Below are 22,331 nucleotides of genomic sequence, written 5' to 3' on the forward strand. Positions count from 1 at the left end.
TATCTATGCGCACCGACCTCAACTTGCTCCGTGTCCTGCTGGCCGTTTATGAAACCGGCAATGTCACCACGGCGGCGAAGCGGCTAGGCATGAGCCAACCCGCAACCAGTGCTGCACTGGCCCGCCTGCGTCACTCACTGGGCGACCCGCTGTTCATTCGCTCGGGCAACCTGATGGAGGCGACGCCACGTGCGCAAGGCATCATTGAACGCACCCGCGAGGTGATCGAAATCATTGACCGGGATATCCTCAGCGGCCCGACTTTCGACCCTGCCACCAGCGAGCAGGAGTTCGTCTTTTGTCTGAGCGAAGTGGGTGAAGTGGTCTTTCTACCTGCGCTATTCCAAAGCCTGCGCAGCGCGGCACCGAATACGCGCATACGAACCGTCAGCCTGGCACCGGATGAGCTTGTGGAGAACCTGCATGAAGGCCGGGTCGATGCGGTGCTTGGCTATTTTCCCGACCTCACTACCCCCAACATATATCAGCAACGATTGTTCTCTCATGACCTGGTCTGCCTGATCCGCCTCGATCATCCGCTGGCAGGGGAACAACTGTCCCTGGAGGATTTCACCACACTGGAACATCTGCAGGTACGTGATGGCAGTCGTCGCCAGGAAATGTTCGAAGCCCACCTGACCAAAGCAGGTATCCACCGGAACATCGTGCTGCAGACGTCTCACTACATGAGTGTGCCATCGATCATCGAACGCTCTGATCTGATCGTGGTGTTGCCACGTACCGTCGCGAACATGTGCACGCATAATCTGAATGTGCGAATGGTTGAGCCTCCCTTGGACATTCCACGCTACGACCTCAAGCAGTACTGGCATGCTCGTTTTCACGAGGCCCCCAGAAGTGTTTGGTTGCGGCGTCTGATCATGTCAGTTTTCAATGGGTGACATACCTGGATATCCGATGTGGTTAGATTCGGAATAAACCGCCTCTTGAATTTTTACCCTTGCCTGTCATCGCCCTTACAGCCCCTGCACCGTGATTGTTGCTTGAGAGCAACAGTCCTTGGTGATTTCCGTGCCTAGTCAATAAGTAGTGGTCTACCTACAGTTCGCCCAACTCATTAACCGCCACGATTGATCGGGTGTGTTACTGCAAGCTGTTCTTATAAAAACAAGCAGGAGAAATGGGATGCTTAAAAGTAATCGTCTGCAGGGTAAAGTTTGCATTATTACAGGCACAGGCGGATCGATGGGGCGAGCTTCGGCGTTAATGTTCGCACAACAAGGCGCCAAAGTAGTGGGGTGTGATATCTCTCATGAGGCGGCTCAAGAGACAGTTGATGCAGTGAAGTCCATGGGTGGGGATATGGTTTCCCTGAGCAATTGCGACTTGACTGACCCTGCCAACTGCGCACGCCTAGTCGAATTGGCTGTTTCGGAATTCGGACGCGTCGACGTGTTATTCAATAATGCGGCGATGGCTTACTTTGGTTGGATCGATCAGATATCAGACGATGACTGGCATCGAACAATCAATCAGGAACTGAATCTGGTGTTCCATCTTGTACGTGCCGCTTGGCCGGAGCTAATCAAGTCCCCGGGCGCCTCAATTATTAACACCGCGTCAGTTTCCGCATGGTCGACCTACCGCATGCTCCCCGGAATCGCGCATAGCGCGGCCAAAGGGGCAGTGCTTTCCATGACCCGCCAACTGGCGCTGGAGGGCCGGCTCCATGGCTTGCGCGCCAATAGCATTTCCCCGGGATTGATTGAGTCCAAGCAAACAATCCCGTTGCTGAAGGATCCCGAGTGGGCTGAAACGATGGTGGGCAAGGTGATGCTGGGGCGTTTGGGTAAGCCCGAAGAAGTCGCAGCCACCGCTTTGTTCCTGGCTTCTGATGAAAGCTCTTTTATCACGGGTACTGATATTCGGGTCGATGGTGGTACCACTGCCTGGTAACTCTACCTGACACGAAACCTAACTATTCAATTGGGCCTGCCTAAAACAAGGTGGGCTCTATTGCCTCACAAATAATAAACACCTCTAACAGGCCGGCCTTATTGTTTTTGTAAAGCGTTACATGTTGTTCTGTTTGCCCGCATGAATCTTCGTAATCAAAATAATAATCCATACGAGATCATCCTTATGTTGCGCGTAAAAACCTTGCTGCTCAGCAAAAGTTCTCCCTTGCTTTGCACGGTAGCCATACTGCTGACCTGTGCCCAAACTCACGCTACCGAAAATAACGGAACCGCTTACCCACTCGGTCTTGATACCGTATTGGCTGGGCGAATGCCACCACCAGGACTGACTACTTTTTTTTACAGCTCCGCTTACGACTCGAATGAACTAAAGGGGGCGGATGGACACAGCATGGCCGGGATTGAAGACTTCAAACTCAGTTACCAATCGCTCGCAGTATGCCTGGACTACGTCTATTCCGACTACACCTTACTGGGCGCAACATTGGCCAGTCGTGCAGCGTTGCCCTATATCAAAGGGCAGGTGAGTTTTTATACAGAAACGCCCCAAGGACGTGTCCGAAACAGTGGTAAGGATGAAGGTTTCGCCGATTTGGCGTTTACACCACTGTTTCTCGGTTGGAGCTCTCCACGTTTTCATCAGATGTTGGGCGTGGATTTTTACGCGCCCACGGCATCGTATGACAAGGATCGCCTCTTCAACGTGGGAACCAATGTGTGGTCCTATTCCCCGTGGTACTCCTTCACGGCGAACCCGATAGAGGAGGTGGAGATAAGCGCCAAGATTCTCTACATGATAAACGACAATAATCGTGCGACTGATTACCGGTCTGGGCGCGAACTGAATGCTGACTACCATCTTGGTTACAGCTTGAACAAGAATTGGCAGGTTGGAGTCAGTGGGTATTTGTACAAGCAGGTGAGCGATGATGAAAGTCACGGAGAGTCGGTGGGGGAGGACGGGAACCGAGGTCAAATCGTTGCTTATGGCCCTGTTGTGAAATATCAAACCCCCGAGTTTGGCGTACTGATAAAATGGCAACATGAAACGCTTGTCGAAAACAGGGCTCGCGGCGAACGTCTCTGGCTCCAGGCGGTCATGCGATTTTAGGCCTGGCACACTGGCGTCATCCGCTGAGCAGAGGCGCCAGTCATGGCCCTTACATACCTGCGTCGAAATTGGTGCGCAAGCGCAACAGTCCTTGGTGATTACTTGCCTAGTCAGTACCTGACACCTCATTTATGGTCTGGTTAATTGATCAATCAGGTGGGCTTTGGGATGCTGCAAAAGGAACACTTCAAAACTCTGAGCGGCTTTGGCTCCGTGCATGGCGTACCAAAGCTGCCAACGGGTTTTGCTGACGTCTTTGATAGCTACGAGATCGCTGCCAACGGTGTGAAACTGCACGCTGTCATTGGCGGGCAGGGCAAGCCATTGTTACTGCTTGGGGGATGGCCACAAAACTGGTTTGCGTGGCGCTACCTGATGCTACCGCTCGCTCGCACGTTCACCGTGATCGCCGTCGATCCGAGGGGCGTCGGGCTCTCGGAAAAAGCCCAGGAGGGTTATGACTCACGGACCCTGGCCCAGGACATGTTTGCGCTGATGGACGCCTTGGGGCATGAGTCATTCGCCATGGCCGGCCATGACATCGGCATGTGGACCGGTTACGCCATGGCGCACGATCAACCCGCCCGAATCGAACGCATTGCGCTGGGCGAAGCGCTTATTCCTGGTGTGTCGGACTCTCCGCCATTGCTGCCCGAGCACCGCTGGCTCAGTGATTTTCTCTGGCATTTCAACTTCAATCGGGCGCTGGGCATCAACGAACAACTGGTCAGTGGCCGCGAAGAACTTTACTTCGGTCACCAGTTCGCAACCAAAGCAGGTTCGCCAGAGGCAGTGCCTCGTTACGCGGTTGATTTCTACATCGAACAACTCAAGCGCGATCCACAAGCGCTGCGGGCCAGCTTCGACTACTACCGTGCAATAGATCAGTCGATTCCACAGAATCAACAGCGTAAAGCCACGCGTTTGACGTTACCGGTTTTGGCGTTTTCGGGGGCGCTGGCCTGTGGTGACAGCGTCGAAGCCGAGTTGCGCACAGTCGCTTCAAATGTCGAATCCGTGGTCATTGCAAATTGCGGTCACTATCCGGCGGAAGAGCACCCGGAGGCATTGCTGGCCGCGTTTGAGGCGTTTTTCGCGCCCTATGCACAATGATCCACTGCCGTTTGGTGAGAAATGGTGAGTCCATACTCATTGGCTCGCTGAACGATACCATTCGTACCAGAGACTGCCGTCATGTCTGTCGTTATCGCCCAGCTTAATCGCGCCAATCTAGGCAGCCATTTCCACGGTTACGGTCTGCGTACCGAACCAGAGTTGATCTCCCCCTTCATCGGGGTCGACCACTACTGGATGAATGCACCGACCTTTGCGCCACACCGGCACGCCGGAATTTCGGCGCTGTCCTATCTGCTTCTCGATTCCGAGACCGGGATGGCCAATCGTGACTCGATCGGAACCCAGAATGTGATTCAACCAGGCGGTTTGCACTGGACGACCGCCGGTCGTGGCGTGGCGCATGAGGAGGTCCCGGCTGAAACCGGAAAAACGGTGCACGGACTGCAGATCTTCGTCGCTCTTGCCCCCTCACGCAGGGACATCGCGCCGTTCCCGCTGATACTCGAAGCGCAGGATGTGCCGGTCATGCACGTACCAGGTGCCAAGGTGCGGGTACCGTTGGGGAGCTATCGTGAAATGAGCTCCCCGCTGAGTCCACCGACCGAAGTTACGATGCTCGACATCACGCTGGAGGCGGGGGCTGAACTGAGTGTGCCGATTGCCGCAGGCCACAGCATGTTCATCATGCCAATTGAGGGCACGGTGGAGGTGGCGGCCCAGCGCTTCGATCGTGAGGATCTGAAACTTCCGGTGTTCCCGGCGCAAGATGTTCCACGCGAGGTCAAGTTAAGAGCCCCGCAGGGAAGTGCCAACGTAGTTCTGTTCAGCGGACCTCCGCTACCCTTTGTTTGAACCCAACGAAACGAGGATTTGTACTATGGCCGACGTACGATTCACTGCAGAGAACGCCGCGTTGTTGCTGATCGACCATCAGGTCGGCACGATGCAACTGATCAAAAACATAGACCGTGAGTTTGCCGCGAAACAGTCGATTGCGCTGGCCAAGATGGCGAAGATACTCAACATGCCGGTCGTGATTACGTCCAGCCAGGAAGATCATGCCCAGGGCCCGATTCTCCCGGAAATCGCCAAGGTGCTTCCAGAAGCGCACGCGGCACGGATCAAGCGCCCAGGTGTGGTCAACGCCTGGGAATACGCCGACTTCCGCGATGCGGTGCTTGCCACTGGGCGCAAGCATCTGATCATGGCCGGTGTGACCACCGACGTTTGTCTTATCTTTCCGGCAATCGATGCTGCGCTCGAAGGCTTCGCCGTGCAGGCCGTGCTGGATGCTTCGGGCTCGCCCAGCGATCTTTCCGAAGAGTTCGCCCGTCAACGAATGCACGATGCTGGCGTCGTGCTCACCGCCACCAATACACTCATGGCGGAGATCGGACAGGATTGGTCCACACCTAACGGACAGCAACTGATTGGCTTGTTGTTCACTGATGTATTCCCGGCTTTGGGGGCTGGCATCCAATAAAGCACGAGCCCGTCGCATTGCCCGAAGCGCGTGACGCTTCGGGCAATGCGAGAGTTCACCGATCAGTTGGCTGCCGCATAACGAACATATTCGGCGCTGATCCGGTTTGAATGAGTAACCAGCCCGCGGACGAAGGGTAATCGTGCTTGCTCATAGCGGGCCAACACCGCGGCAAAGGGTTCGTCTGCGCCTCGGTCTGCGAGCATTCGGGCCAGCAACGCCGCATCTTCCACTCCGGTCAAAAAGCCGCGCCCGGTCATCGGAGAAACGACGTGAGCAGCATCCCCGATGATTGCCAGTGCGCCACGAGCCAACCGCTGCGGCTTGTATTCCGCAATCGGAGCGCCGCTCAATACATTCGCTGAGCGCACACCGACAGTCACTGCCTCCGCCCACATCTCAGGCCAGACCTGTGGGATCAGGGCGACTAGTTCAGACCTCACGTCTTCGCCGATCGTGCCGCGCCCAAGTGTGCCCATGATATGGCCATTGGCAGTCAGGCAGCCGGTGCGACGGAGCAATGCTTCCTGATGCACATCGAACCATGCGAATGTGACTTGACGCTGACCTGGCTCCATCGAGCCGTCGCGACCAGGAAGGACTGCAGCAACCAGACGGTATCCACCCACAAACTCAATCCATAGGCCGCCATCCGATGGCCAGGGGACGGGACGCGTCAGCGTTCGCTCCTCGACCAGTCCACGCCACACGAGATAACCGGCGTAGCAGGCAAGCGGTGCGTCGGGCGTGACCGCCTGGCGAACGATGCTGCGATATCCGTCCGCACCGATCACCGCGGCGGCAACCCTCCGGGTTCCGTCGGCTAAGGAGAGTTGTGCCCGATCGCCAAGGTCTGTGACCAAGGTGACGGCGTTGCCTTCTTCGAGGACGATGCCTGGCGTTGCGACAGCCCGGTCCCGTAGCCAGCTGTAAAGCGCGGGCCAGGTCGTCAATTCGCGATAGGCGGGGACCACGGGCAAAATGGGCGCAGCCCGCGGATCATGACCAGCCGTCGTCGCGAGCAGTTCCAGATCAATACTCAGGCTGTCTCCACCGTGCACGCGCCCCACAGAACGCTCAACGACACGAACGGGCACGCCCCTGGTCGCACAAGCAAGCGCCAGCGTGAGGCCGGCAAGGGATCCGCCGACAATAATGATTTCCGGGGGTGTAGTGTTCATCGCGTGTATGCACCCGCATTCGTGAAGGTATTCTGGTTCATCTGAAAGTCTTCTGCGTGACTGAAATGATCAGCGCGATCACCGCCACGCCGATCACGACCCAGAAATATTCCAGACTGGCGACCAGGGTCGATTGCTGCTGCAGCATTTGTGCGTGCATCGCCACCGAGATTTGGTTCGCTGTCGTTGCGCCCACTTCGGATGACAGTACTTGCGCCAGTTGTTGAGTTTGCTCCACATAGAGAGGGTCGCTGGCGCTGAAATGCACGTTGAGGTTGTTGTATTGCAGGGTCGTACGCCATTGCAGGAACAGTGTGGCGGCCGTGGTGCCAATCGCCATGGCGATCTGTCCCATCATGTTTTTGACCTGATAGGCGTGCGCGAAGAGCTTCTCCTCTTGCATCACGTCCCGAAAGGTTTGCATGGCCGCGGTCGACATCACCAACATCACAAAGCATCCATTGAGAATCAATGCTGGCAGAATGTTCGACCACAGATTGGCGCTGGGCGTCAGCGAGGACAGCAGCCAGCCAAAGCCACCCAGCGCAATGAATCCCAGAATGAAGAACTTCTTAGGGGCAGGGTACTTTGGAAGGAGAGTCGCCATGATGACCCAGGTGGCCAGGGTGCCGGTCAGTCCGATGGCCTGGAATGTACCGATGGTGTCCCAGGAGTAGCCAAGCCCCGTTTGCAGGAAATACGGCAAGATGTAGTTATTCGCGCCCAGTACAACGTAGGCGTAGCAAAACAGCGCCACGCCCTGGAGGTATCGTGGCCGCATCAAGTCTCTGATCTTCAGGAAGGGCTTTGCCTTGATGTGTTCGGCGTGGAAAAAGGTGTACACGCCCAGTGCTGCCAAAAATGCGCAACCGACGAGGATGAAGGTGTCGTTATAAAAGTCGTAGTAGGACCGCTGTAAAATGTAGAGCAGAAAGAAACTACTGACCGACAACAAGAGAATGCTTGCGAGACTCGTGGGGGTTCGGTCTTCCTTAGGGATAGGGCTGGTAGGCAGAAAACGTACGCAAAGGGTTGCTGCAACCAAGGCGCCGACGATCAATATCCAGAAGATCGCGTGCCAGGTATTTTCGGCCACCACCAATGACGAGACAAAAGGTGCCGCAGCCGTCCCGCCGGCGAGTCCGGTGGCAAACACTTTGATACCCGTGAATCGGCCCGGACCAGGGGGAAGCAGGTTGATCATGAGGCGCGCTGAAGTCATGAACGAGGCTCCACCCAGAGCCATGACGACTCGGCCTACGGTAAAACTGGTCAAATCAACGCTTACACCGCACACGAAAGCGCCCAGTACGAAAACGCTGATTGAGCCGAGCATGAAGTTGCGCCAGCCCAGGCGCTCCGTCAACCAATGCTGTTTCGAGATCACCACCACCGCGATACAGGCATAGAGGGCGGCCACTAAGCTGAATTCTTCAGGGCTGGCCTCGATTTCGCCGCGAATCGGTGCAGAGGCAAAAGCGATCATGCCTGCCTGCAAATATTCCAACGCACAGAGCAGGCCCACAGTGAACAATAAGGCGGCGTGTTTTCTGTACATGATCCCCCCCGTCAAAACTTCAGATTTTTGGGGTCATGGTCACTACCCTCATTGGCACTGATCACGCGTTCCACAACTTCATTGGCGTCCTGAAGTTCGTTCTTGAAAATCTCGGTGCTGTAAATCGGTTGCTGTGAAGCTGTCTTGTTCAGGACGGGGCCATTGCGATCGGTGGTGTCGACCACGACGCGCATGGACAACCCCAGACGCAAGGGGTTCTGTGAGATTTCCTGTGGCCGTAACGCGATCCGTACCGGCACCCGTTGAGTCACCTTGATCCAATTGCCAGTAGCGTTCTGAGCTGGCAGCAAGGAGAAAGCACTGCCGGTACCGGCATCCAGGCCGATAATGGTCCCGTGGAATATGACGCTGCGGCTGTAGGCATCCGCGCGCAGTTCAACGGGTTGACCAATACGCAAGTCTTCAATCTGCGATTCCTTGAAGTTGGCATTGACCCAGACTTGATCAACAGGCACCACCGACATCAGCGCTACGCCCGGAGTGATTTTTTGTCCGACCTGCACAGTGCGTTTGGTGATTACACCTGTAACCGGCGAATAGATTTGGGTGCGATGCAAGGCGATGTAAGCATCACGCAGGTTGCTTGCCGCCACCAGCACATCCGGGTGAGTAGGAAGTGTGGTGCCATCGACCATTGCGAGCCGAACGGCGAGGGCGTGTTTGGTGCCCTCAAGCCCCGCGACAGCGTTTTTGAGTACATCTGCGGTGTGACTGATCTCTTCACGAGATACGGCACCACTAGCGGCGAGTTGACTGCGTCGACGTACATCCTCCTGGGCCTTGCGTACGTCGGTTTGACGCTGGTCGACTTCAGCCTGAAGTTGCTGGACCTGATAGTACTGGGTGCGTGCCTGACGAACTGCACGAGCCAGGTTCGACGTGGCGCGCTCGTAGTGGATTTCGGCATCCACGGCGTTCAATGTCACCAGTGGCGAGTTGGTGTCGACATGATCGGTGTTGTCGGCGCTGATTGCCGTCACCGTACCGCTGACTTGTGAAGTCACCTGAACAACATTGCCGTCGACATAGGCATCGTCCGTGGATTCGGAATCCAGTCTCAGCAGGTAGGCAACGCACAAGGCGGCGACCAGAAAGGCTATGGCCACAATCAGCAGCAGTGTGGGGCGGTACAATGTTCGCTGTTGGGTGGCGGCTGGGGAGGGCGATTCTGTAGTCATAACATCAATTACCTGCCAAGGAAGGAGAGGCGTTTTCGGGGGCAGGGATTTCAGGCATATAGCCGCCCCCCAACGCCCGGCTCAGATTGGCCTGAAGGGAAAGTGCTCTGGATTTCAGATCAACCAGTTGACGTGTTTCGGTCAACGTTGAGTTCTCAGTTGCTAGTACCTGCAGATAGGTTGCCAGTCCTGCTGCGTACCGTTTGTTCACCAGGTCGGCAGCTGCCTGTGCAGTGGCTACGGCGTCATTTTGCTGAGTCAGGCGTTCTTTTAACCAACGCAGTGAAGACAACTGGTCGGCGATATCGCGGAGGGCATCGATGACTGTCTGGTTGTAGTTCTCGACCGCCAGATCGTATGCAGCGTCCTGGGCGTCCAGGTTCCCGCGCAATCGACCGCCTTCGAAGATCGGAAGGCTGATCGCTGGGGCGAATCCGACTATTCGGCTGCTGCGCTCGCTGAAAGTATCAAAACCAAGACTTTGCAGACCGATGAATGACGTCAGGTTAACGTCAGGATAGAAACGAGCTTTTGCCACATCGATTTCATGGCCCGAGGCTTCGACGCGCCAACGCTGCGCAACAACATCAGGACGATGACCGATCAACTCGGCGGGTAGATTGGTCGGCAGCACCACGCTATTGCTGGACTGAAGCTGGGGTCTCGTGATTGTCCGTCCCCGGTCAGGCCCCTTGCCCAGTAAGGAAGCAAGTTTGTTCCGGTTGAGTTCGATCAATTCTTTCAGTGCGGCAATATTGGCTTTACTGGCAGGCAGGGAAGCCTGGGACTGCTTGATGTCGATCTGCGTATCCAGTTCAGCTGCGAAACGCTGCCGAGTCAGTTTCTCGATTTGCTCCTGCTGTGCCAACAGTGTTTGAGCCACATCCATTTGTTCATAGCTGTTCTGCAACGCAATGTAGGTTTGCACGATCGATGCCGATAGCAAAAGCACCGCCGCACGCTCATCGACTTCAAGTGCATGTCGACGGCCTACGGCGGCTTCAACGGCCGCACGATTTTTGCCCCAAAAGTCCAGCTCATAACCCACATTCAGGGTGGCCTGATTGACATTCTGCCAAGTGCCCCTTACCGGCACAGGTGTGGTGCCGTTGGAGCTGAAACGCTCGCGTGTCGAGCTCATCGCAGCATCGACATGAGGCAGTAACCCGGCGCCTTCAATAGCTTCCAGAGCGTTGGCCTGACGCACTTTCGCCGCCGCTGATCGCAGGGAAGGGCTGTTCGCCAAAGCCTCCATGATCAAAGCATCGAGTTGCGGATCCTTGAAACTGATCCACCAGTTTTCAGAGGGCCATGCCGCCGGGGACAGCGTGATTGCACTGTCGGCAAGTGTCTGGCTGACATCGGTGGGCGCGAGCAGATGTGACTGCGGCTTCAGGTCACTGAAGGAGCATCCGGCGAGCAGGAGCAACATCATCGCCAACGACGCTCGTGGGGCGAGCCGATTAGTGGATCGAACATCCGTTGGACCCTGTGCATTGGGGCTGTTCATGAGCGATATTCTCCGACTCAGCAAGGTGGGGGCAGTGCGATGTGTGCCATGACACGGAACGCAGATGGCCCATCTCCGGGATGTGTGGCGGGGCTGCTTTGATCAAAGGTTGTGCGGCGTTTCAGGGTGGCAGAACCGGAATTGGAGATTCTGCCAGCCAGAAACGTCCTTAACCTTGCAGCGCTTCCATGAGTACCTGCACCAATTGCCCGCCTTCTGGGGTTGCCCAGCTTCCGGCGAGTTCCGCAATCAGTTGGTTGGTGCTTGTGAGCGTCACGCCGCCCTTATCCATCCGCCGCAGCGCGATGTCATCGGCCATCACACTTGGTGAGCCACCACCGTCGGCCACCACCTGAACGTCATACCCTTCGCGCACCAGACTCAGCGCCGGATAGACCGTGCACACGTCATTGGTGACACCGGCAATGATGAGTTTTTTACGCCCTGTGGCTTTGACGGCGGCGGCGAAGTGTTCATCGTCCATGGCGTTGACGATACCCAAGCGTTTAATGCGGGAAGCGAATTGGGCCGGGAGGATTTGCTCCAATTCACTCAGCAGCGGTCCCTGAGCGTACTCTTCCATGCTAGAGGTCAGGACCACCGGAAGCTTCAGAATGGCCGCCGCTTTGGCGAGCATCAGCGCGTTGCGTTTGAGCTCTTCGAAGGGAATGGATTTTACCCAGCCCATGGTCCCCACCTGGTGGTCGATCAACAGCAAGGCGGCATTTTCAGCACTGAATTTTTCGTACGTCATGATGATTCTCCTGGCAGTAAAGTCGGGGCACCTAACGCCCCGGATTGGGGTTGTTTCAATCAATCAACGAGGTTGTAGCTTTCCGAATGCACCACGCTGATAGCCGTCAATGGCTTCAGCCAGCGCATGCTGAGAGGCGAGCGCCAGTGGTCCTTGCCAAAACACGGGTTGGTTCAACGGGACACCAGAAAACAACACGGCCTTGGCGTTGCCCCTAGGAGCGCTCAACCCAACCACGCGATCGTCACGCAGCGGTAGACTCACCGGCAGCGTGAGTTCGCTGAGATTGAAGGGAAGCCCGTCGACCAGCACTTCGCCGTCAATCGGCATCACGAACGCCACGTGACCTTCCGGGGTCGGGACGCTGACTTCAGCGCCGCCTTCAAGAGAGATGTCCAGCACGCTGACTTCGGTGGGTACCGACAAGGGCGACGACACCTGAGCGAAACTGCCCAGTGGCACGCGCACCTTGACCCCAGGCAATCGCACCACGGGCACTTCCTGCGCTTCGAGAGTGAGCGCAAACGGCGCGTCTGCTTGGCGCTCCTGCGGCAAGTTGATAAAAATTTGCAGCATGTGCACCGTCTTACCCGGTTCGGCCGGTACCTCCTCATGCACCACACCTTTACCCGCCGCCGTCCAATGCAGCCCACCGGGTTTAATCAGGTTGCGATTACCCAGCGCGTCCCGGTTTTCAATTCCGGTCTCGGAATCTAGAAACAGATAGGACACAGCTGAGAAACCGGCATGCGGGTGTGGTGGAAAAGTTGGCCCGCTGATCCAGGCATGATCGACAGCAAGGAAGGGGTCGATAGGCTTGGCGAACTGATTTCCACGCAGACTGAAAGCCCGGAACTGACTGCCGTGATTCATGCGTTGCAGACGTGCAATGGGTGACATGACTGTGCTCCTCAGACGCCTTGCGCTGCGGGCAAAGTCGGGTAGTCGATGTACCCTTGCGCACCCGGTGCGTAGAACGAATTTTTATCCGGAACATTGAGCTCAGCGCCTGTGCGAAAACGCTCAGGCAGATCCGGGTTGGCGAGGAATGCGCTGCCAAATACGGCAGCATCGGCGCGGCCGTCAGCGATCAGGGATTCGGCGGAGTGATGATCGAGTCCGCCACCGATCAAGTAGCTGCCGTCAAACAGTGGACGTAACAAGGCGTGGTAGTCGACATTGGCGCCGAACAGGGCGACATGTAGATAGGCGAGATTCAGCCCATGCAGGTGCTCGACCAGATAGGTGTAGGTTTCTTGCGGGTTGGCATCGACGATGTCGTTGAAATTCATTTCAGGCGAGATCTTGAGACCCACCCGGTCACCACCGATTTCCGTCGCGATAGCGGACAGCACGTCCAATACAAAACGCACACGGTTTTCAACCGATCCACCGTACTCATCCGTGCGCTGATTGCTGCCAGTTGAGAGAAACTGTTCTGGCAGGTAGCCCGACGCGGCATGCAACTCGACACCGTCGAAGCCTGCTTCCATGGCCAGGCGCGCCGCTTGGCGATAGCCTTCAATGACCGCGGCAATCTCAACCACGCTCAGTGCATGGGGGGTAACAAAATCCTGAAGGCCCGTCGCGGTCCAGGTCTGGCCAGCGGGGTTGATCGCGGAAGGTGCCTGTGGCAGGGCGCCATTCGGCAGCAACGAAGGGTGCGAAATGCGCCCGCTGTGCATCAACTGCATGAAAATCCGTCCGCCACGAGCATGCACGGCCTCAGTGACGTGCTTCCATGCAGCGACCTGCTCGGCGGTTTCGATACCAGGGGTACGGACATAACCCTTGCCCATTGCAGTGGGGAACACGCCTTCACTGATGATCAGGCCGGCACTGGCACGCTGTGCATAGTAAGTCGCAACCAGTTCGCTCGGCACACCGGCATCGTCGGCACGCGAACGCGTCATAGGGGCCATGACCATACGATTGGAGAGGGTGTAGCGACTGACCTGGACTTGAGAAAAGAGAGAATTCATTGTGGGGCTCCTCAGTAGTGATGGAGCCATCATTGATCAATCCTGACCCGGGATAAACTGGGCAAAATTGAAATGACTGATCCACTGATGGAGCAATATCTTTAGAGGACTCCGCGATTACGTTCAGACAAAAATGAATTTGAGCATTCTGGCAAACTCGTCAGGTATCGACCGATTGGCGCTGGTCTCCGATGTCTCGAAAAGGAGTTTGAGAAGGGGGGGAGGGAGGCCCATGTTCACAGATCCATTTATGACCCAGACATTCATTGGCCGAAATTAACCGGTTCCGAACGTATGTCTTTGCCGATTGAGGTCTCCCACAAAGGGCTGAAAACCCTAAGCGGACATAGCCATTGACGCACTCGGAACCTGTAAGCAGACGCTCAAGCAGTAGCCCTTGAAATACTTGAACTAGCCTTCACATACAGGTAAACCACAGAAGCCATTGTCCAATGGCTGCCACAAACCGTCGATCAAGGAGGACGCATGCCATCAGTGCAAAAACAGTTCGAAGATTTTCACAGCGCCATCTGTTTCGACGAGGACGATGAGAAGGCGACCCTCCGCGAGAAGCGCGATACTATCGTTACCACACTGAGGGAGAAGCTAGGCGACGACGTGCCATCGTTCGTCAACTTCAATCAGGGCAGTTACTCCATGCACACCGGTGTAGTGCCGCTGGATGGCAACTTCGACATTGACGTTGGCCTCATCTTCGACTGCACAAAGGATGAATACCCCGACCCGGTGGTACTTAAGAAGTTGGTGCGCGATGCGGTGAACTCAAACTTTCGCACAGTGGTCATCCGTCGGCCGTGCGTGACCGTCAACTACATGAGCGGTGGTGATATTGCATACCACGTCGACTTGGCCATCTACACCAAGGGCGTTGACGGCAAGCTCTACTTGGCCAAGGGCAAGGAGAATTCGGCCGAGGAGCACTCCATTTGGGAGATCTCCGACCCGAAGGAACTGACCAAACGAGTCTGCGGTGCGTTTGAGGACTCCGACAAGTTGGCCCAGTACCGCCGCTGCATCCGCTACCTTAAACGCTGGCGGCAGGTTCAGTTCCAGGGCACCGGCGCACCGCTGAGCATTGCCCTCACTGTGGCTGCACTTCACTGGTTCAAACCAAACTTCGGGACGTCCGGCAAGCCGGTAGACCTGCTGGCAATGCTGGACTGGGTTAATACGATGCTGGACCAATTCACCTACGAACTCAGTCAGGACGATGGCCTGCACCTGCGTTTGAAGGTCACCATGCCGGTGGAGCCGTATTACGATCTTATGGCCACTCGAACCGCCGCGCAGATGAAAAAACTCAAAGAGAAACTCGAGTCGCTTCGCGACGCCCTGCAGAAGGCGTATGACGAGGACCTGCCCGAGGACGCCTGTGGATACCTGAAGAAGCAGTTCGGCGACGACTTCAAGGTGCCCACGAAGTCTGAGACTGCCAAGGCGGTTTCGGCCGCCGTCATCAGCACCGGGAACTCCGCCTGATGTCGTCGGCCGCCCCCACAAAGGTCGATGCCGCATTTGAGGCTGTCAGGACTGCTTGTGGTTTGCATGGCATCGAGGTTGATCGCCTAGACAACCCAGCACAGAATTACCTGGGAGTTGAGCTCAAAGGCGCAATGCGCACTTGGCCTGTGTACGTCGATTGCGACGAGGCACAGTTGCGCTTGCCAAAGGTTTGGACTCTACCCCCGGAGGAGCCGCTCGCACATGTTAGCTACACCGGCGTGGTGTGCATCGACGACGGACAGGGACTGTCGCTCGACCCTGGCCGTCACGCCGACATCGTGGCGTACACAGTCCTCAAAGCATATGAATTGCTCGAGAACTCAGCAGAGGATGCAACCACTGGCCACGCTGAGTTCTTCAACGAGCTTGAGGGGTACTGGCTGCACCTACCGGACTCACTGCGCTCTCGCGCCTACTTCGAGGTCGACGGCAACTCGCGTATGGTCAAGGGATTCGTGAACTCGAAACTTGGTAAGTCGAAGTGGTATTTCACGGAGCGAGACGCCGAGTTGCCTTGGGAGGTCCGTAGTAACAAGCTCGCGGGGCAACGGGTCTTGTACGTTCACTTAGACGCGCTGGCGTTGCCGCCCACACTGCCGGACATGCTGACAACAGCGTTCATCGAGGGTGTTCACCAGCGTCTGTCATTTGACCAGCTAAAGCTTTGGGGCGAATTGTTCGGCCCATCTAAGAACTCGCCCAAGCAGCTGGCCCTGCTGGTGTCGGTACCTCGACAAGCCGGCGGTCGGTCGCTGGTCGGTATTGCCTTTGGTGCGCACCGCGGGGTAGTTGACAAGAAGTCACCGGTCTCGCCGCTAACCATGCGCCGACATACTCCTAACTATATGCGCGAGCGTGGCGGCGCGTCTCTGGACTTACTCGGGAAGCATGTGGTCGTACTAGGGGCAGGTGCTATCGGCTGTGTTGTAGTCGATACTTTGGCGGCAGCGGGAGTGGGGAAAATCACGGTGGTAGACCACGATGAGTATTCGGAGGACAACGTCTTTCGGCACCTTCTGGAGCCCCTGTACATCGACATTGGCAAGCCAGCGGGCCTACAACTAGCGCTGGAGCGGCGTTACCCGGGATTAAAGATAACTCCAGTCTGCACTACAGCCCAAAACTGGCACAAAACTGCCAACATCAGCAAATATGACGGTATCGTTCTCGCGTTTGGCGCACCGTCAATCGAGCGATCATTCTCGCGGGTACTCAAAGACAAGCGGGTTGACTTGCCTATCGTCTTTACCTGGCTGGAGGCCCTGGACTTGGGTGGGCACTCGGTGCTGATGTGGACTAAAGGTGAAGGTTGCCTCGACTGCGCCTATCGCGACGATGAGGGCCAACCATCCTTGGCGTCGCGAACGTCCTTTCTGGAGCCAAACCAGCCTGTCACCCGCAATCTCACGGGTTGTGCTGGTGCATTTGTCCCGTTTGGCCCAATACAGGCCAGACGCACGGGTTTGCTGGCAGCTGAGCATATTCTTTCGGCGATGACGGCGGTAGCAGTTGGCAAGCAGGAGCGAGATCCCTCCTATCACTTCTGGGTAGGAGAAGGCCGGGCAGCTGCCCAGCATGGTCTACGCACAACGCCTTGGTTCCAGAGTGCAAGAACAACACTCCCCGAAGATGCGACGAGGAAGATTTTCGGTCGCGCGTGCCGCCACTGTCGTGCGCCTGAGGAGATGGCATGAGGCTGGTTTATCGTGTCACGCCGACCCAGCGGCTCATCATTGTCGAACACGCTTGGCAGCAGATGCAAGCGTTCGCGCAGCGACGCTGCTGGCACCGCGAGGCCGGAGGAGTACTACTAGGTCGCCACCTACTGGATTCACACGATGTGGTCGTCGACGAAGTGTCCACTCCCCAGAGCAGCGACCGCCGCAGCAGGTTCAGTTTCTTTCGATCGTCCTCACACGAGCACATCGCGCGCCAGCGCTGGCTAGAGCAGGGGCACACTTCGGCCTACCTCGGGCTGTGGCACACGCACCCTGAACTCGACCCGACACCCAGTAGTATTGATCGAAGAGACTGGGAGCAGGCTGTGTCCGGGGACACGTTTGAAGGCGATCACCTGTTTTTTCCCATCATCGGCACGCGAAGCATCCGCATTTGGACACTGAGCCGCCGGGGCACGTTTCGAGAGTTGAAACTGGAGAAGAAGATTGGCAACGAAGAAAACCATGCCACAGGATAAGGCGACGTTAAAAATACCTGCTCAGACGAAAGAAACTCGAAGCCAGGACCGAGCTCGCATCCCCGTCGATGTACGGCGTGACCTGTGGGTGGCGGCTGCGGGTCGCTGCGAATTCCGTGGCTGCTGCAAGCCCGTGGGGCGCGACTTTTTGACCAAAGAAAGAGCCTTCACAGGCGAGCATGCGCACATCATTGCAGATAGTCCTGGAGGCGCACGGGGCGAGAAGGGCGAGTCGGAGCGCTTAGCCAAAGACGTCAGCAACCTGATGCTGGCCTGCTTTGACTGCCACGGGCGTATCGACCGGCATGGCAGGAACAACAAGTTCACCACACCGCAGCTCCAAGCCATGAAACGTGAGCATGAGGCCCGTATCGAGCGCATTTACTCCGCCACGGGCGTGATGGAGAGTTTGCCGCTGCTGGTGACGTTCCCAATTGGGCAGCATGTGACCAACATCGACGTGGACCAGATTCACTTCGCGATGCTGGAGAACAGCAACTATAAGCTGTTCCCCCAGGGTAGCCACATCCACATCAACCGCAGCGACTTCGACTTCCAAGACAACGACCCGGACTTCTGGCCTCGTGCAGAGAAGGCGCTTACCACGCACTATGACCGACTCATCCAGCCCGCCCTCGTCGACCGTAACGGTAATGCGCACTTAACCATTGCCGGATTTGCGCCGATACCGATGCTGATGAAAATCGGCGCGCTGATTGGCGACAAGACCCGTGCTAACGTCATGGACCTGCCCAACGACGGTTGGCTATGGGACAAGCGCGACACGTGCCCTGAGCCCAGCTACATCTATGACGTGCCCAAAGTGCTACCGCGCGAGGTGTCGGTGGTTGTTAGCATTTCGGGTAAGGTCGCATTTCCTGTCGATCGTGAGGTTGTCGAGTTCCGTGCCGAACTGCCAAACCGTGGCATCATCCGCAAGGAAGAGCACCTACTGAGCTTCCGTCGCGAATTCGATGGCTTCCTTCAGCGACTAACAGGAGCGGGGGCTCGTATAGTGCACATCTACCCCGCGACACCTTTATCGGCGAGCATCGAGATTGGTCGTATGTTGCTACCTAAGACTTTCGAGGAGATTCATGTGTGGGAATGGCAGGCGCCTGAATGGAAGCGAGCATTGCAGTTAAAGTGATATGACTGCTATTCGGTGATTTCAGTGAGTTGGTGAGGGAAGGGGGAGAGCTCTAGGAAGTGGTATTACGAGATAGGGCCCGAAGTACTCGACTTAACTCAACTAAATAGATGTTTAGTTGAGTTAGCTGATGTTCTCCATATAGGACCTGTTAAGGTGCCTCTGGCGGTCGGTGGTGCATAGACTATCCTCAAACGCACAAATCACTTGTCAGTCATGACGCTTCATGACGCTCTGGTGAGCACAAACCTAATTTAGCAGGGTGCAAAAAGAAGCCCGTAGAAATTTGTACGTTTGAGCTCGACGTTTTATTGATAGATATGGAGGGGCAACGCCTACCGAATCCGATGATTACTGTCGCTATTGACAGTGAAACACGAGTGATAATAGGGGCAACCATTTCAACCGGCAAACTACACAATTCGTATAGCGATACGGACCTTTGAATTCCCAGACGAGCTAGACAAACCAAGGTTAACACGCAGGTTCAGTACCACTGTGTAAACTTGTTTTTTGACTTGTTAACTACGGTAGTTAACAAGTCAAAATTGTGGTTAACAACGGTACCGGACAGGCTTTTTACTAAGCTTTCATCCAGCCCAACTCTGACGAGCTACCTGGGTATCGGATGGTAGTAAAACTCTAAATTAGCGGGTGTTGGGCTGTTCTGTGTATAGCGATCCGTGAAATCTGTGCACAAACTCCATGCTGAGCGCTATTCGGCCTGGCCAGCCTGATCACCTGGTGAAAAGCATCGAGCAGAGCCCCACAAGGAGAATCCATAGGTGCGCATAATGTATATTATGTTAAATCATGTGTCGGGGCGGAGCTTCTGCCTTTGGAGATTTTCTACGATCACCGATCTCGTTCTCAGCTTTCACCGAACTCCTTCGCTCTCAATCGGAGTGTGTTAGGGAAACCATAGCCACATTTGAGAAGGTAAGCTTCTGCGATTGCCCAATTTGATTTCTTGATAATGGTCGACGACAGCTGCTTCAACCCGTACTTGACTAGGCTCTCGTCTTTGAATTTCGACTCCAGGGAAAACAGCACTTCGAAATAGTGGTGGATGTCGTCCTTTTGCTGGCGCCTTTTCGGAGAGACTTTCAGCTTCTTCAGGCTGTATTTCCACGATTCCTGGACAAGCTCGCGCACCTCGATGATTTTTGTCTTGGACGCGTTGATCTGCAGCTCGAACGCACTGACGCATTTGATAATGACGGCGAGCGCTTTTTCGGCTTCCTCCCGCCTGTTGAAGAAGAACGTGAAGTCGTCAACATAGCGGAATCCCTTTGGCCATCCACCGAGTTCTTTCCGGATGGCATCGTCAATGGCTACTCCAATGATCTCCGCAACGATGTGTGACGTGTCAGGCCCGATGGGTAAGCCGATAGTTTGCCCATCCTGGGTACCCGAGCACCGGCTATCAAGGACATTACCGAAAAACTCTGCAGTTTTTGCCCTGCTCACCTTGGCGACTGGCTTGGAATGAAGCGCCCATGGAATGGTATGTGTGTACACCGTGGGGAAATAGCTCGAAATATCAGTGACCAGTGCATAGCGTGCTCCTGCCGATTGGCGCACGCGCTCCTCATACAGGTCACTGAATTTCGTCAGCTCAATTGCCCTCAGGCTACCCCCTGCTCCAGGAATGCTGCGAGAGATTGTGCTCTTGGTGGTTGTTCCATAAACGTGCAAACCACCTCAATTCCTCCTGAATGGCTGGCCACCTCGGCCAATCCGCGGACGCCTATTGCGTTGTCTCCGGAATTTTCAATCCCGACAAATAGTTGCAGACCAAATGAGCGAATTTGCCCCTTATCTCGGCATAACCCCCAAAAGATCCAGCGGCTTGCCAAACGAAAAGTCAGGCACTAAGGTAGCGCCCTCTAACGACTGGCCCCGGACTTTGGGTGAGCGGTAGCGGCTACAGACAAAAAATCAGATGGCAGCGCACCCTCCTTTGGCGAGTACTTCACCGCACAAAGATAGCGCTGTCTCACTGTCAAGGTGCCCGAGGCTCGATAGAGCTTTCCTTGAAAGTAACAATCACAAGAAAGGAAGCCCGTGATGACGAATGCTAGTGCTAGCGCGACTGTCACCAACAGTTTGGCAACACCCCACGCCCAACAGATGAGCACCTACGTGTTCGCGCTGTTTTTCATCCTCGGCAGCATCACCAGCCTTAACGATGTCCTGGTGCCAAAACTCAAGCACCTCTTCAGCCTCAGCTATACCGAGGCCATGCTTGTGCAGTCGTCATTCTTTTTTGCCTATTTCATTTTCGCCATACCCGCAGGCCTGCTCATTTCGCGAATCGGCTACATGAGAGCGGCCGTCCTTGGGTTGCTGCTGATGGCTGGTGGATGCCTGCTCTTCATTCCTGCCACCCAGTCCGCATTGTTTCCAGCCTTCCTCGGCGCCCTCTTTGTGCTTGCGATTGGCGTGACAACCGTTCAGGTCGTTGCGAACCCGCTGCTTTCACTGCTCGGAACCGCCGCAACGGCCCCTAGCCGCCTCACCCTCGGCCATGCGTTCAATTCGCTGGGAACCACGGTCGCGCCCTACCTGGGTGCCATACTGATCCTGGGCTCCCTCAATGCGGTAGATACCTCCGCATTGTCGCCAGCAGAACTGACGTCCTTCCTGTCGCAGGAAGCCAGCGTGATCAGCAACACCTATGCAAGCATTACGCTCTTCATCTGCATGGTCGCCTTGATCGTCTGGCTGAAAAGAAATGAGCTGCAACCGTCAACAAGACCTGAACGTCTCAATCCACTCGCTGCGCTCGACCTTCTAAAGCAGCCGCGCTTTGCACTCGGCACCGCTTGCATATTTCTCTATGTCGGCGCCGAAGTCACGATTGGCAGCCTCATCACCGACTACCTCATGCTGCCGACAACCCTGGCCCTTCCCGCCGACGCCGCGGGCAAGCATGTTGCCTTCTATTGGGGTGGCGCCCTGGTTGGCCGCTTTATCGGCTCGGCGCTGATGCGCACTTTCGCGCCCGGGAAACTGCTGGCCTTTGCCGCCACGGCAGTCATTGTGCTGTTGACGATCTCTGCCACCACACAAGGCGTTGTTGCCGGATGGTCGCTGCTGGCCGTCGGGCTGTTCAACTCCATCATGTTTCCGACGATCTTTACCCTTGCGACCGCAGGGCTCGGTCATCGCGCGGCAGAAGGTTCGGGCCTGTTCTGTTGCGCCATTGTTGGCGGGGCATTTATTCCGCCATTGACAGGGTATGCGGCCGATCTCTCGACGCTCGCGATGGCATTGAGCGTGCCAGCGACCTGTTATGCCGGCATCGCAATCTACGGTTGGTATGCCCGCGCTCCGAAGCACTAGCATTCCCTGGCGTGCGGCTAGCCCACTGGTAGAAGCTAACGATCAGATTCAACCGCTTGTTCACCGTGCCAGGATCGAGCCCCAGCTCGCCTTGAGACCAGTCCCGGTAACGAGATAGGACGCTCAGACCGTTAGCAGGGCTCTCTTCATCCCAGGCCAAGCCATTGGCTTCCAAGAAGGCGAAGTAGTCGTACAGACGACGTCCGTAGGTTTCCCAAGTCAGTTCGCTTCGTGCCTCACCGGACTCCACGAGAATATGCGCCATGAACACCTACTGTGATCGGAGTATTCGGAGTGTCCCGAATGAGCCGGACAAC

The 22,331-nt window shown here is 56.0% G+C and carries 19 protein-coding genes and 1 pseudogene; 11 read left to right on the plus strand and 9 right to left on the minus strand.

The window, feature by feature from the left end; genetic code table 11:
- The first annotated feature begins 5 nt into the window (after nucleotides 1-5).
- The 6 genes from AC07UI_RS05995 to AC07UI_RS06020 all read left to right on the plus strand — a co-directional run bounded on the left by AC07UI_RS05995 (nucleotide 6) and on the right by AC07UI_RS06020 (nucleotide 5,611).
- Nucleotides 6-902: a LysR family transcriptional regulator gene (locus tag AC07UI_RS05995; RefSeq protein ID WP_494991609.1), complete on the plus strand. Its 897-nt coding sequence runs from the start codon at nucleotides 6-8 to the stop codon at nucleotides 900-902.
- A 244-nt stretch (nucleotides 903-1,146) separates the two neighbouring features.
- Nucleotides 1,147-1,917 (plus strand): SDR family NAD(P)-dependent oxidoreductase, encoded by a 771-nt coding sequence (locus tag AC07UI_RS06000; protein ID WP_008018079.1) that lies wholly within the window; start codon nucleotides 1,147-1,149, stop codon nucleotides 1,915-1,917.
- Between the two features lie 186 nt (nucleotides 1,918-2,103).
- Nucleotides 2,104-3,051 carry a SphA family protein gene (locus tag AC07UI_RS06005; RefSeq protein WP_494991734.1) on the plus strand — a complete coding sequence of 316 codons (948 nt, stop codon included), beginning with the start codon at nucleotides 2,104-2,106 and terminating at the stop codon, nucleotides 3,049-3,051.
- A 168-nt stretch (nucleotides 3,052-3,219) separates the two neighbouring features.
- Nucleotides 3,220-4,164, plus strand: coding sequence for an alpha/beta fold hydrolase (locus AC07UI_RS06010; protein ID WP_007985640.1), 945 nt, complete (start codon nucleotides 3,220-3,222; stop codon nucleotides 4,162-4,164).
- An 81-nt stretch (nucleotides 4,165-4,245) separates the two neighbouring features.
- Entirely contained in the window at nucleotides 4,246-4,980 is a 735-nt protein-coding gene (locus AC07UI_RS06015) for a pirin family protein (RefSeq protein ID WP_007985638.1), read from the plus strand.
- A gap of 25 nt (nucleotides 4,981-5,005) precedes the next feature.
- The gene (locus AC07UI_RS06020) at nucleotides 5,006-5,611 is read left to right on the plus strand and encodes an isochorismatase family protein (RefSeq protein WP_007985637.1); all 606 of its coding nucleotides are present in this window, start codon (nucleotides 5,006-5,008) and stop codon (nucleotides 5,609-5,611) included.
- Nucleotides 5,612-5,673: 62 nt separating this feature from the next.
- Here the strand turns inward: AC07UI_RS06020 and AC07UI_RS06025 are convergent, their stop codons facing one another.
- From AC07UI_RS06025 to AC07UI_RS06055, 7 genes are all read right to left on the minus strand, one after another.
- Nucleotides 5,674-6,792: an FAD-dependent monooxygenase gene (locus tag AC07UI_RS06025; RefSeq protein ID WP_494991610.1), complete on the minus strand. Its 1,119-nt coding sequence runs from the start codon at nucleotides 6,790-6,792 to the stop codon at nucleotides 5,674-5,676.
- Between the two features lie 37 nt (nucleotides 6,793-6,829).
- On the minus strand, nucleotides 6,830-8,350 hold the full coding sequence (locus AC07UI_RS06030; RefSeq protein WP_494991611.1) for an MFS transporter: 1,521 nt from the start codon (nucleotides 8,348-8,350) through the stop codon (nucleotides 6,830-6,832).
- An 11-nt stretch (nucleotides 8,351-8,361) separates the two neighbouring features.
- On the minus strand, nucleotides 8,362-9,549 hold the full coding sequence (locus tag AC07UI_RS06035) for an HlyD family secretion protein (RefSeq protein WP_494991612.1): 1,188 nt from the start codon (nucleotides 9,547-9,549) through the stop codon (nucleotides 8,362-8,364).
- A gap of 4 nt (nucleotides 9,550-9,553) precedes the next feature.
- The gene (locus AC07UI_RS06040; RefSeq protein WP_494991613.1) at nucleotides 9,554-11,059 is read right to left on the minus strand and encodes an efflux transporter outer membrane subunit; all 1,506 of its coding nucleotides are present in this window, start codon (nucleotides 11,057-11,059) and stop codon (nucleotides 9,554-9,556) included.
- A gap of 169 nt (nucleotides 11,060-11,228) precedes the next feature.
- Entirely contained in the window at nucleotides 11,229-11,813 is a 585-nt protein-coding gene (locus AC07UI_RS06045) for an isochorismatase family protein (RefSeq protein ID WP_494991614.1), read from the minus strand.
- Nucleotides 11,814-11,876: 63 nt separating this feature from the next.
- A complete protein-coding gene (locus AC07UI_RS06050) occupies nucleotides 11,877-12,713 on the minus strand; it encodes a pirin family protein (RefSeq protein WP_494991615.1) in 837 nt (278 codons plus the stop codon).
- A gap of 11 nt (nucleotides 12,714-12,724) precedes the next feature.
- Nucleotides 12,725-13,795, minus strand: coding sequence for an alkene reductase (locus AC07UI_RS06055; protein ID WP_007996112.1), 1,071 nt, complete (start codon nucleotides 13,793-13,795; stop codon nucleotides 12,725-12,727).
- 486 nt (nucleotides 13,796-14,281) lie between these two features.
- On the opposite strand from AC07UI_RS06055, the gene AC07UI_RS06060 reads away from it, so the two are divergent.
- The 4 genes from AC07UI_RS06060 to AC07UI_RS06075 are packed head-to-tail and all read left to right on the plus strand — an operon-like array spanning nucleotide 14,282 to nucleotide 18,666.
- Nucleotides 14,282-15,295, plus strand: coding sequence for a nucleotidyltransferase domain-containing protein (locus AC07UI_RS06060; RefSeq protein WP_007996113.1), 1,014 nt, complete (start codon nucleotides 14,282-14,284; stop codon nucleotides 15,293-15,295).
- Nucleotides 15,295-17,013 carry a ThiF family adenylyltransferase gene (locus tag AC07UI_RS06065; RefSeq protein WP_007996115.1) on the plus strand — a complete coding sequence of 573 codons (1,719 nt, stop codon included), beginning with the start codon at nucleotides 15,295-15,297 and terminating at the stop codon, nucleotides 17,011-17,013. The genes AC07UI_RS06060 and AC07UI_RS06065 overlap by 1 nt, the downstream gene beginning before the upstream one ends.
- Complete coding sequence (locus AC07UI_RS06070; protein ID WP_494991616.1) at nucleotides 17,010-17,516, plus strand: Mov34/MPN/PAD-1 family protein; 507 nt, start codon at nucleotides 17,010-17,012, stop codon at nucleotides 17,514-17,516. The genes AC07UI_RS06065 and AC07UI_RS06070 overlap by 4 nt, the downstream gene beginning before the upstream one ends.
- Nucleotides 17,485-18,666, plus strand: coding sequence for an SAVED domain-containing protein (locus AC07UI_RS06075; RefSeq protein ID WP_157221356.1), 1,182 nt, complete (start codon nucleotides 17,485-17,487; stop codon nucleotides 18,664-18,666). The genes AC07UI_RS06070 and AC07UI_RS06075 overlap by 32 nt, the downstream gene beginning before the upstream one ends.
- Before the next feature lie 870 nt (nucleotides 18,667-19,536).
- Here the strand turns inward: AC07UI_RS06075 and AC07UI_RS06080 are convergent.
- A complete protein-coding gene (locus AC07UI_RS06080) occupies nucleotides 19,537-20,364 on the minus strand; it encodes an RNA-directed DNA polymerase (protein WP_494991617.1) in 828 nt (275 codons plus the stop codon).
- 435 nt (nucleotides 20,365-20,799) lie between these two features.
- Here AC07UI_RS06080 and AC07UI_RS06085 point away from each other — a divergent pair, with 435 nt between their 5' ends.
- Nucleotides 20,800-22,014, plus strand: a complete 1,215-nt coding sequence (locus tag AC07UI_RS06085; RefSeq protein ID WP_494991618.1) for a sugar MFS transporter — start codon at nucleotides 20,800-20,802, stop codon at nucleotides 22,012-22,014.
- A 13-nt stretch (nucleotides 22,015-22,027) separates the two neighbouring features.
- Here the strand turns inward: AC07UI_RS06085 and AC07UI_RS06090 are convergent.
- A pseudogene (locus AC07UI_RS06090) lies at nucleotides 22,028-22,279 on the minus strand (site-specific integrase); the annotation flags it as partial.
- Nucleotides 22,280-22,331 lie beyond the last annotated feature (52 nt).

This window comes from Pseudomonas sp. GW821-FHT04C07, from assembly GCF_059420325.1.